The sequence below is a fragment of the Wolbachia endosymbiont of Drosophila seguyi genome (genome assembly GCF_028981765.1).
Lineage (GTDB): Bacteria > Pseudomonadota > Alphaproteobacteria > Rickettsiales > Anaplasmataceae > Wolbachia > Wolbachia pipientis.
Map to the genome: position 1 here is coordinate 1 of NZ_JAPQLM010000071.1, position 10,982 is coordinate 10,982.

Here is a 10,982-nt window from a genome sequence, read left to right on the forward strand (position 1 = left end):
AGATTTTATTATTAACCCGAATTCTGGATTAGATTTTAGGTAAATTATTGAAAGTCTTGAATTTTACTAAATTAGTAACTAGTCTTAAAATGCTTACTGCTTTATCGTAAATGCTAAAACAATAAGCTATTGATATTCTTGTTTTTTTAATCTCCAATCCAGAATTCGGGTTAAAAACGCTAACTTGTATCTTCAAGAAGTAAGACATAATAGCTCTAAAATGTCTTGCAAGGAAAGGTAAAGCTGAACGCTAACTTATGCCAGAAAAATACCGTCTTGTTTGCCTTTTTGAGTAGTATCATCTTATTTTTCCTGTAAATTTTGTTTATAACGCCTAAGATTTACGATATTTTAATCCCGGTAGAATATCTTATAAAATCAGATTATATGTTATACCTATGGAAATAGATAACTTTCAGCAATATTACAACCAAGAAGAAATGAAGACAGTAACATTAGCTCAAATTTATAAAGACTTGGTAATAAAGATATTCGATATAGCCACAAGCAAAATGTAAGCTACTATTAATGGTATTATGGAAATAGCACCAACGATACCACCTACTATACCTACTACCAGAGGTGACGGAGTAGTAAGGCTTAATATAATAAGTGGGAGAGATATAATTGATAGTATTATAGAAATTACACCTACTGTTTTCAGAAGAGATAGAAATCCTTTTGAATCTAAGTGTTCTTTAATTCCCTTAAATAATATAAAGAAAATGCTTATACACATTATAGCACAAAGTATTACTGCTGCTATTTTTATTATAGCTGCTGCTATAAGTGCTGCTAAATAAGCTATATTCATTGCAATTATCACACACCATAATAAAAAAGTCAACTCCATATGTTTAGGTTGTAAAATCCCAAAAAGCAGCCAGAATAGAATAAGCAAACATTTACGAATTGAATTTAGTGCAAACAAGGGTGTTGATATCAACCATACTCTGCAGAATCGCAATATGGTATGACTACATGCTTTTTATTGATTTGATTAACATAATCAGCAGAGAGTTTTGTTTTGCAAAAGATGTCTACAGTAACATACTGCAATTATTTGGAATTGTAGGGCTAGGTGCAATTGTAAGGCCACTTGGTGCATTCATATTTGGTCACGTTGGTGACAGGTATGGAAGGAGGATAGCATTAATAATTACTATCTTGCTAATATCGATACCATCAAGTCTCATTGCATTTATTCCAAGTCACAATCAAGTAGGTATAATTTCTACTATATTGCTTCTTGCAATCCATATAACACAAGGAATTGCACTTGGTGGTGAACAAGGAAGTTCTGTTTATCTTATAGAGCATTTATCCAGTAGGAAAGAGAACTTAGGGATGTATTTTGGAATGATGGGTTTTGGTCGCTCCATTGGCGTCTTGCTTTCTGCGGTGATAGTGATTATCTGCAAAAAAACTACTGATTTTTGTACCTGGGGTTGGAGATTGCCATTTATTTTTTCAGCTATTTTAGGATTAATTAGCGCGTATAGCATATACACATTGGGAGAAACTCCAGCATATGAAAAAAATCGAAAACAAAGAAATTTACCTGATTTGCCAATAATAGAGCTTATAAAACGCCACAAGAGAGCTCTTATACTTGCTATTTTAATATCTGTACCTGTTAATGTTGCTGTTGGATTTACCATATTTCTTCGAACTCTCGCAAAGGAAATAGCATCAGTGGATGTTTATGTAACAACATATATCAACGAAATTGTATTGATTATAACCAGTGTATTAATGCCGATATCTTCAATAGCGTTTGGAATGTTGGCTGATAAAGTTGGAAAAGAGCGCACTGCAATCTTATTTATAGCAATTACAATGGCACTGTGTTGTCCTGCGTTATCTATTGCATATTACTATAAAAATTATCTTGTGATTGCGTTGAGCGTAATGGTTCTCTCTATAATAGAAAGGGGTATAGTTCCCATAGGAATAGTTGCATCTGAACTCTTTCCTACCAATGTTAGATTTAGTGGTGTGAGCTTATCACGCAATATCTCTTATGCGTTACATGGAGGATTTACTCCTATGGTTTGTATTTGGTTGACTGTAACATTTCCTCAAACAAACCTTGCTGCTGGGCTTTATATAGTCTTCTGCTTGTTGATCAGTGTGGTAGCAATATTGCAAATAAAACCGCAAGATAAAAATTTTGATTTGTGAAAGTTCTCAGTTTTCTCTTAGATTTATACCGTAACCTAAATTAGGTCCTTAGTTTCTCAAAAAAATCCTTTAACAAAAAAGAGCATCCTATTTCTAATATCCCACCATAAACTTCAGGTATATGGCTGCAAAATTGAAATATCTTAGCACCATTTTCAATTCCTCCACCTTTTGGATTATAAGCTCCAAAGTACAATCGTTTAATTCTGGCAAAGGAAATAGCTTGAGCACACATCGGACATGGTTCTAATGTTACGTACATATCAGCATCACAAAGCGTGGGAGTTGAAAATGCTTGTCTGATCGCTAACATCTCTGCATGTGCAGTTGGATCGCTGGATATATTGTGTGCAGAAGAAATGATATTGTCTCCACTCACTATTACAGCACCTATGGGCACCTCATCATTTTTTTGAGCGAGTTTGGCTTGCTCTATGGCAAGCTCCATATATTGATACTTAAACACTAGGCACTTATTTCTTATCAATTGCTGCTTTAACGAACGACACGAAAAGAGGATGAGGAGAAAACGGCTTTGATTGAAATTCTGGATGAAACTGCACACCAATAAACCACGGATGACTCTCTAACTCCACTGCCTCTATGCACGTTCCATCTTCTGATATGCCACTGCATAGCAGCCCATTTTTTTCCAAATCATCTTTATAATCTGAATTGATTATGTATCTATGCCTGTGTCTTTCTGAAATAGTAGTGTTACTATATGCATCCATCATTTTAGAGTTTGCATTTATATTACATTTGTATGCCCCAAGTCTCATGGTTCCACCAAGATCGTCATCTTGATCGCCAGCTAACTTAACGATTGGATGTTTACAGTTACGAAATTCTTCAGAGTGTGCATCTTCAAGCTTAACAACATTACGAGCAAATTCAATAATTGCAAGCTGCATACCAAGGCAAATTCCGAAAAATGGGATATTATTTGTACGGGCATAATTTATTGCTAATATTTTACCCTCTACTCCGTCATCACCAAACCCCCCTGGAACAAGGATTGCATGAGAATTCTGTAATTTCTCTCCTATAAGTTTTTCATTTATAGGTTTTTCTTCCTTCTCTCTTGAGTTAACCCAATTTATCTTTACTTTGACTTTATTACTAATCGCACCATGATTTAATGCTTCAACCAGTGATTTGTATGCATCAGGGAATTCGGTGTATTTTCCCACTATAGATACAGTAACTTCCTGTGTTGGGTGCCTTATGGAATGCACTATTTGATCCCATTCAGTCAAGCTTGGTTTTGGCTTACTTAAATGAAAGTGCTCCAAAATTTGCGTATCAAGCCCACATTGGCTATACAACACCGGTAACTCATATATATGACTCACATCAGGGGCAGGTATCACATTGGATAAAGAAACATTGCAAAGCTTAGCTATTTTCTCTCTCTGATTATCGAAAATTTCTTTCTCACTGCGGCATAATATAATATCTGGTTGTAACCCCGCGGAATTTAACTCTCGAACTGAATGCTGCGTTGGTTTTGTCTTTAATTCTTGCGCTGCGGTAAGATATGGTATTAAAGTTAAGTGAATAAGGATAACTCTTTGTTTTCCTAATGTGTAGTTAACTTGACGTATAGCCTCCAAAAATGGTTGGCTTTCAATGTCACCTACAGTTCCGCCTATTTCACATATTACAAAATCTAAACCTTCCGTACCATTAAAAATGAACGATTTGATCAAATCTGTCACATGAGGAATGACTTGCACAGTTTTGCCCAGATAATCACCACGCCTCTCTTTCTTCAATAACTCATGATATATCTTACCAGTTGTTATATTGTCATCTTTTGTTGCTTTAATTCCAGTAAAACGCTCATAATGCCCAAGATCCAAATCAGTTTCAGCACCATCCTCGGTCACAAATACCTCTCCGTGCTGAGTTGGGTTCATTGTCCCAGGATCAATGTTGAGATACGGGTCAAGTTTTCTGATACGGATCTTAAAACCGTGAGCTTGAAGAAGCGCACCAACGCTTGAAGCAACTAAGCCTTTACCAAGCGATGACACAACTCCACCTGTAACAAAGATAAATTTAGCTTCCTTCATTAATTTTCAAATGGAACAGAAGTAGGTTCACTTTCTTGCTTTTTTTCTAATATAATTTTCTCTGCAATCGATTTTTTATGTACGTCTTTTGAATATAATCCTGACAATAGCAATGTGTTTATAATAAACAATCCAGCAACAATAGCCGTTATTCTGCTGAGCTGGTTTTCAGAAGATTTCACTGGAATCATCGAATTGACCCCCTGTTGTGTATTACTAAAACCACTTAACGAACTACTTCCAGGCGGCTGCAAGAGCACTAAAATTACTAACACAACAACCAATATTATTTGAAATATACTTAATACCGCTACTGACATTATAGATAGGGCTGAAAATGAAAATTTTAGCAGTACAAAGCACGTAAGTCAAGAACATCTGTCACCCAAATAACTTGAAATCTAAGTATGTATTTACTGCTTACCTTATTTTGATTAACATATGCATAAGACTTTGGGCTTAATATGTATCACATTTTAAAATATAAAGATTATGAACCAAAAATAGACGAAAGTGCTTTCATCGCAGGTGGTTCGCATATCATAGGTAAGGTTGAAATAGGAAGAGATGCAAGCATCTGGTTTAATTGTGTAATCAGAGGGGACGTTGGATCAATAAAAATAGGTAATGGAACAAATATTCAAGATGGAACGGTAATTCATGTGGATAGAAACCCAGGTGGTGACACAATTATTGGCAGCATGGTAACAGTGGGACATTTTTGTGTGTTGCACGCATGCACGGTGCATGATAAGGCGTTTATTGGTATGGGCTCTACCGTGATGGACCATGCAGTTGTGGAGCCTGAAGCCATGGTAGCTGCTGGCTCACTGGTAACACACGGAAAAGTGATAAAAAGTGGGGAAATATGGGCTGGCAGGCCAGCAAAATTCTTCAAAAAAATGTCGAATGAAGAAATTAAACATATTACACAATCAGCACAAAATTATATTATGCTAATGAAGGAATATAAAAACTGAAGTTCGCGTCAAGTGTTTTACTTGACACGTACATTTCGGCTTAACCCTTGTTACTTCTTTTTCCCATTCTCATTTACTTCTTGTGCTTTTGCCCCATCTACTTGAGTACTAGGTAATACTGCATATGTAATACCACCGGCTACGAGTGCAGATGCTACTGCTATACCAATCATTACTAACATCTCTAACTTAACTGTACGTTCAAGTGCAGTAAATGCTATCAGTCCAGCAGCAAGACCCATACCAACAGTAGCAGTGTACCGTGCTCCATTGCCTTGTTTTGGTTGCTCAGTTGTTTTGCTTTTATCTTCTAGTTTTCTATTTTTCTCCTCAGCTTCAGTCAATCGATTTTGTAAGTCTTTTGTTTCATCCTTTTTGGCTTTTAACTGAGCAGCATTTGGTTGGTTGTTTAACTGTGCTTCTAAATCTTTTATTTTATTTGTTAGTGTTGTTTTTTCACCCTCTAACTTCGTAACAGCAGCATCTGGTTGAGCTTTTAATGCTGCTATTTCATTCTCTTTCTCTGTTAACTTTTGCTGTAACGCCACAGCATCTAATGCTTCCAATTCTGTTATTTTAGCATTTTTCTCTTCTAACTGCTGCTGCAACGCTGTAGAATCTATTGCCTTTGATTTTTCCACTTCAGCTTCTAAGTCTTGTTTTTCCTGCTGAGCTGTGTCCAATTGATCTTGTAATTCTTGTGTTTTAATTCTCAGTTCCTCCTCAGCTTTCTTCTTTGCAGCTTCTAATTCTTCATTTTTCCCCTTTAACTGCTCTGCTGCAGCTTCCAATTCTGCTATTTTAACATTTTTCTCTTCTAACAATTGTACTGTGGGAGGGAAAGATAGGGCTTTTACCATAATCTCCTTTTTCCCATCGTTAAAGCCTAACCGCTTTTTCATTTCTGCTAGGCGACTAAAATATTTGCCACCCTTTTTCCCAACGGATTCTACATTCATGATTATATTATCTCCTAGTTCTTCTTGAAGATAAGAACCAGTAATATATAGTTGTTGATCATTTAGCGTACAGCCCACATAAAACTTGTCATCAATTATAGCACCACTCTTATCTACGTTTTGATACTTTTTAAATTCTTCATAATCATCTTTTTTTATAACAAGCACTATTTTATCATCGGCAACCTGTATCATACCATTCTTTAAGCTTAGCATAACGAACCTCAATTATAATTTAACATTACATAATACCCTTAGAACCTAAGGTCAAGTAATATTTTTATCATAGCATAGAAAATTTATGTTCGTAAACAAAAAATTTTGGCGTAAAATTGCCGTAATTGTGCTATAGCTAAAGTAATTTAGGTTTACCGACCATCGTCATTCCGCTGCTTGTTAGCGGGATCTAGAGATACCGCGGCGGTATGACGTTGCTAGCTTAAAGTTTAAAATTGAGAAATATTTATGTTAAAAGAAAAATACGGCTTTAAAGAAGTTGAAGACAAATGCAACATATTGTGGGAAGGCAGTAAAGTTTACAGGTGGAATGGTGAAAAGGATAACACTTTCACTATAGACACACCTCCACCGACAATATCGGGTAAATTGCATATTGGCCATATATTTAGCTATTGCCACACGGACTTTATTGCAAGGTTTCAGCGCATGCTGGGAAAAGATGTGTTTTACCCAATTGGGTTTGATGATAATGGGCTTCCCACTGAAAGATTGGTTGAGCAAACCTATAAAACCCGCGCAAAAGAAGTTGGCAGGGAAAAATTTATAGAGATGTGCCATGAGGTTATTGAAAAATCAAAGCAAGAATTCAAGGAACTATTTAAATCGGTCGGCATTAGTTATGACTGGGATTTGGAATATCACACGATCAGCAAGGAAACTGTGACGCTTTCACAGATGTCGTTTATTGATCTATATAATAAAGGGTATGCATATAGAAAAATGCAGCCCATCCTTTGGGACCCGGTTGATAAAACAGCAATTGCGCAAGCAGAAATAGAAGATAAAGTTTTTGAGTCATCCTTAAATACGATAGTTTTCTCTACTGAAGAAAATGAGCAGATCAACATTGCAACTACGCGACCTGAGTTACTTCCAGCATGTGTTGCAGTTTTTTGTCATCCAGAGGATGCGCGCTACACCCATCTGATCGGAAAAACAGCCGTGGTGCCGATCACAGAGACAAAAGTTCCAATAATAGCTGATGATAAGGTTAAAATAGATAAAGGCACTGGGCTTGTTATGTGCTGTACGTTTGGTAATGAACTCGACATATATTGGCAGCAAAAGCATAATCTACCGATGAAAATTATCATCGATCAGGATGGGAGGATGAGCCTTCATTCAGTACATGGTCAGAAGGAAGAAATATGGATCCCAGTGTCTGGGCACTGGGATGACACCATAGGGGCTACTGGGATGACAGGAGAAAGGGCTACTCAGATGACAAAGGAAGGTGGGTGTGATCAGAAAGAAGAATGGATCCCAGTGTCAGCTACTCGGATGACAGACGATATACTAAATGAAATAAATGGATTGAAAGTTACAGCAGCAAGAAAGCGGATAATCGAAATCCTAACTGAAAAAGGACTTTTGGTAGAAAGCACTAACATTTCTCATTCTGTTAAGTGTGCAGAAAGATCTGGTGCACCACTTGAGATATTGCCTACTTATCAATGGTTTATCAAGACCTTAGAGCAAAAAGCTCAAGTATTAGATAAAGTAAAAGAATGCAATTGGCACCCAAGCAATATGCGTAAACGCATGGAAGTGTGGATAGAAGGGCTAAATTGGGACTGGTGCATCTCAAGGCAGCGCTATTTTGGTGTGCCATTTCCAGCGTGGTATTCCAAGCGTAAAGGAGAAGAGGGCAAAATCATCCTAGCTGAAATAAAGGCCCTACCTATAGATCCATCGAAAGATTTACCAAAAGGGTATAGCAAAGAAGAGATTATCCTAGATCAAGATGTAATGGATACTTGGGCCACAAGTTCAATTACTCCTCAACTAAGTGCACTGGCAGTAAACAGTGAGTTTAGCTTACCAAATCATCGCTATGATACGATATTTCCTGCAGATCTGCGCAGCCAGAGCCATGAGATAATAAGAACTTGGGCTTTTTATACTATTTTAAAGGCACATTATCATGCAAATTCTTTACCTTGGAAAAACATTATGATCAGCGGTTGGTGTTTAGCAGATGATAAGAAAAAGATGAGTAAATCAAAGGGTAACATCATCACTCCTCATGTAATACTTGAAACTTATGGAGCTGACGTAGTGCGCTATTGGGCAGCGAACTCAAGGCTTGGAGTTGATACAGTCTACTCTGAAAATACATTCAAAATTGGCAAGCGCCTCGTTACAAAACTTTGGAACGCTAGCAAGTTCGTTTCCATGTTCATGGAAAAGCATCAAGTGATGAGCATAAATTCTGCTCACGAGACAATGGATAAGTGGATATTGTCTAAGTTATACAAAGTTATAGAAAGAGCAACAAATAACCTATTACAGTTTGAATACTGCGAAGCTTTGGGCGCAATAGAGGAATTTTTTTGGAAGGATTTTTGTGATAGTTACTTGGAGTTAGTAAAAAAACGTGCGTACGGAAGCAGTGAAGCAACCTTAAGTGCAAAACAAAGCTTGGCGTATGTGTTAAATGTTATTTTGCGGTTATTTGCACCTTTCTTGCCATACATTACAGAAGAGATATACCACCAGTTGTATAGTTATAATTCTGTACACAATCAAAGTAATTGGCCAAGCAAAGAAGAACTTATCTACGATAAATATTCAGAGGAAATGGGAGATAATGTTATTCAGATATTAAACATTATCAGAAAGATAAAGGCAGATAATAATGTATCAGTTAAGCATCTGATAAAAAAGTTGATGATAAAAGCAGATCTACGAGAGGATAAGTTGGATCAATCCGCACAGAATGATTTGCAGGCAGTTTGCAATGCGGAAACGATAGAGTGGATGCAGTCTGAGCTTGAAACTGAAGACGAGAAATACATAGTGAATATAGATTTATATTGATTTTTATAGCTTTACTTCCTTTAATATCCATGCTATTGTAATCATTATTAGTATGAGGGAATAATAATGGGGGATTTATATAATAAAGCCAATGCACCGTATCTTATAGCTGGTGCTCTTGCTACTTTGGTATTGCTTGCGTCTGGGACACTTGCCGTTGCCCCTTATGTTGAGTTCTTGTCTTCAGTTGCAGCCTTTAATGTAGCTCTTCCTGTTGCTTTGAGTTTGTCTATACTTTCTGTTCTGGTGCTTGTACTTTCATGTAAAATGATCAGCCAGAATAAAAAGCTTGATGCACAAAAAGCAGAACCTAATGAAAAAAATGGATTAGCTAAAGAGCAAGAAAATATAATACAAAGCTTAGAGCCTCAAATCAAAGAGCTAAATAAGAGGCTTAGTAGTCAGTACAATGAGATTGAAAAGCTAATTGCTAGTGCTGCAAAAAAAGAGGAGCTAAATAAGCTTAACAATGAAGTGAAAGAGCTAAAGGTAAAGATTGCTAGTGTTGCAACAAAAGAAGAGATAAATAAGCTTAGTAATGAAGTTGAAAAGCTAATTGGTAGTGCTGCAACAAAAGATGAAATGGAAGAGCTAAAGGCAAAGATTGCTAGTGCTGCAACAGAAAGTAAAACACAAGAAAAGATTTTTATGAAATTTTGCGCAAAAGGTGAAAAAAGAGGGAAGAAAGCATTTGAGGATTTTATATTTATAAAAGAGATAAAAACAAAATTAGTAAATATTTATGAATCAATAAAAAATAATATTAATATAGTGTCTTCAGCAAAATCAGGTGATTCAGAAGAAGAGCAAGAAAAAATACAAAGAGGATTCATTTTTCACGGTCCAGGAGGAGCTAGTAAGAGTTCAATTGTTGAGGCGATTGGGGATCAGCTGATATCTCTAACTACATTTATAAAAGTTTCTGGAGCTGATTTGCTTGAAAAATCAAATATAAATGAGCTTTTTAATAAAGCAAACGAAAACGCTCCTTGTATAGTTCTTATAGATGAAATCGACAGCTTTGGCAAGGGACGCACTGATGCCAATCGAGTACCTTTAAATTATTTTTTCACTAGATTCGATGAAGCTGATAAAGGTGTGACGGTGTTTGCTACAACTAATGTTAGTCTGCAAGATTTAGATGCATCACTTGTTAGGGGAAGTCGTTTGAGTAGTAAACTCAAGTTTACTATGATAGAAGGAAGTATACTTAAGAATATACTGAAGGATGGTCTGAATGAAAAATTAAAAAATAAAAAGTACAAGCATGCTATCTCAAGAATTTTAAACGAAACAAGACTTACAACACTCTCTATCTCAGCAGCAGATGTGGAATGTTTTATAAATTATATAGTTGAAAAGTTAAACAACAAGATTGGAACTTCTGCTTATACTATAATTAAAGATTTTTGTATTAAATATAATATTGGAGAGGTGTCGAATAAGCAGACTAACAGGAAAATTGAAAATTCTATAGGAGAATCACAGCAATACACATCCAGACCATCACATAAGCTGAATGACGCTTTATGTGATTCTGGATATACCAGTATGTTCTACCCCGATCAATAGCTAACTAGACTTATAAGTACAATGGTACACTCGATACACAAGGTCTAAGTCATTTTTTAGCTAGCAGACTGAAGATGGGAAGTTTGTTGTAGGTGCAGCACTATAATTCCTCCACAGATAAGAGAATTTTAATAAATATATACAAGACT

General features: G+C 36.1%; 9 protein-coding genes. 4 read left to right on the plus strand and 5 right to left on the minus strand.

What is annotated here, in order from left to right; translation table 11 throughout:
- Positions 1 to 466: 466 nt before the first annotated feature.
- Entirely contained in the window at positions 467 to 814 is a 348-nt protein-coding gene (locus OZD62_RS01360) for a hypothetical protein (RefSeq protein WP_156768658.1), read from the minus strand.
- Positions 815 to 921: 107 nt separating this feature from the next.
- Between OZD62_RS01360 and OZD62_RS01365 the strand changes: the two genes are divergently transcribed.
- Positions 922 to 2,184, plus strand: coding sequence for an MFS transporter (locus OZD62_RS01365; protein ID WP_256440138.1), 1,263 nt, complete (start codon positions 922 to 924; stop codon positions 2,182 to 2,184).
- A gap of 40 nt (positions 2,185 to 2,224) precedes the next feature.
- Here OZD62_RS01365 and OZD62_RS01370 read toward each other — a convergent pair whose 3' ends face one another.
- From OZD62_RS01370 to secG, 3 genes are read right to left on the minus strand one after another with little or no spacing between them, the layout of a single operon-like run.
- Positions 2,225 to 2,632 carry a nucleoside deaminase gene (locus OZD62_RS01370; RefSeq protein ID WP_275019270.1) on the minus strand — a complete coding sequence of 136 codons (408 nt, stop codon included), beginning with the start codon at positions 2,630 to 2,632 and terminating at the stop codon, positions 2,225 to 2,227.
- A 25-nt stretch (positions 2,633 to 2,657) separates the two neighbouring features.
- Positions 2,658 to 4,262, minus strand: coding sequence for a CTP synthase (locus tag OZD62_RS01375; protein ID WP_015588967.1), 1,605 nt, complete (start codon positions 4,260 to 4,262; stop codon positions 2,658 to 2,660).
- Positions 4,262 to 4,582 (minus strand): preprotein translocase subunit SecG, encoded by a 321-nt coding sequence (gene secG, locus OZD62_RS01380; protein ID WP_275019271.1) that lies wholly within the window; start codon positions 4,580 to 4,582, stop codon positions 4,262 to 4,264. The genes OZD62_RS01375 and secG overlap by 1 nt, the downstream gene beginning before the upstream one ends.
- A 144-nt stretch (positions 4,583 to 4,726) precedes the next feature.
- Between secG and OZD62_RS01385 the strand changes: the two genes are divergently transcribed.
- Positions 4,727 to 5,242, plus strand: a complete 516-nt coding sequence (locus tag OZD62_RS01385; RefSeq protein WP_010962614.1) for a gamma carbonic anhydrase family protein — start codon at positions 4,727 to 4,729, stop codon at positions 5,240 to 5,242.
- A 50-nt stretch (positions 5,243 to 5,292) separates the two neighbouring features.
- On the opposite strand, the gene OZD62_RS01390 is transcribed toward OZD62_RS01385, so the two are convergent.
- On the minus strand, positions 5,293 to 6,417 hold the full coding sequence (locus OZD62_RS01390) for a hypothetical protein (RefSeq protein ID WP_275019272.1): 1,125 nt from the start codon (positions 6,415 to 6,417) through the stop codon (positions 5,293 to 5,295).
- Positions 6,418 to 6,666: 249 nt separating this feature from the next.
- Between OZD62_RS01390 and OZD62_RS01395 the strand changes: the two genes are divergently transcribed.
- The gene (locus OZD62_RS01395; protein WP_275019273.1) at positions 6,667 to 9,261 is read left to right on the plus strand and encodes a valine--tRNA ligase; all 2,595 of its coding nucleotides are present in this window, start codon (positions 6,667 to 6,669) and stop codon (positions 9,259 to 9,261) included.
- 66 nt (positions 9,262 to 9,327) lie between these two features.
- Positions 9,328 to 10,833, plus strand: coding sequence for an AAA family ATPase (locus OZD62_RS01400; RefSeq protein ID WP_275019275.1), 1,506 nt, complete (start codon positions 9,328 to 9,330; stop codon positions 10,831 to 10,833).
- Positions 10,834 to 10,982 lie beyond the last annotated feature (149 nt).